This is a genomic window from Paenibacillus sp. UASWS1643, from assembly GCF_008693195.1.
Classification (GTDB): domain Bacteria; phylum Bacillota; class Bacilli; order Paenibacillales; family Paenibacillaceae; genus Paenibacillus; species Paenibacillus amylolyticus_B.
The window spans coordinates 1-976 of the sequence record NZ_VXKZ01000059.1 but is presented as its reverse complement, the minus strand read 5'-3'; the positions used below and the strand labels follow the sequence as shown (position 1 = coordinate 976).

Sequence of the window (976 nt, the reverse complement as noted above, 5' to 3'; positions counted from 1 at the left end):
CTTGTCGCCCTTTGTATAGAGAGGATGACGAGTATGGTTTTATACCTTCTAGTACCCATTTCATAAGAAAGAACCTTGGCATTAAATCCCCAAGGTTCTCTACTTGTAACGTTAATATTTTTTGGCCTTAGAGCCGCTAGCATCAGCCTCTTAACTAATCTCTTACTCTAATTTGTATAAGTATCTTCAACTGCAACACCTTCGATCCTCCTGCAGAAGCTGAAGCCCTTCCTCACATGTTTTCACACATTAATTCCGCCTGCTTCATAACAACTTCCAGTGCTTCTTTTGCTTGCTTTGGTGGATAATCATACTCCTTCAACAATCGCTTGATGATACGGCGCATCCCTGCCTGGGCACTTTTGCGTACGCTCCAGTCAATGGTAATATTATTTCGGATAGCAGTGGTTAGTTCCTGGGCGATCTTCTTTAACGTTTCATCACCCATCATTTGTTTAACAATCTCATCGGAAGTTAGTGCGGTATAGAAGGCGATTTCATCACTATTTAGTCCTAAGGCTTGTTCTTCTTTCTTCGCCTGTTTGATTTCATGTGCCATCTTAATTAGTTCTTCAATAACTTCCGCATTAGTAATGGCTTGATTGCGGTATTTATTGATTGCTTTCTTCAGTTTTTCGGAGAATTTTTCGGATTTTACGAGATTACTTTTCTCCATAACTTTCAGATTGCCTTCAAGTAGTTTACGGAGCATTTCTACAGCTAAGTTCTTATGCTGAAGATGACGAACTTCTTCTAAAAACTCATCTGAGAGGATCGAGACGTCTGGGCGCTGAATCCCAAGACTATCAAAAACATCAATGACATCTTCCGAAATGATTGAACGTTCGAGCATTTGATTAACTCGAGCTTCAATTTCCTTCTTGGATTTCTTTTTCGCTCCTTTTTCCCCCAGCTTAAAAAGATCTAATATTTTTCTGCGCCTTAGGCTGAGCTAAGCTCTCCCGTTATGATATTA

At 40.0% G+C, this 976-nt stretch carries 1 pseudogene; it reads right to left on the bottom strand.

Annotation, left to right across the window (positions count from 1 at the left end):
* Window positions 1–232: 232 nt before the first annotated feature.
* Window positions 233–922: pseudogene (locus FE296_RS00265) on the bottom strand (DUF3387 domain-containing protein); the annotation flags it as partial.
* Between the last annotated feature and the right edge of the window lie 54 nt (window positions 923–976).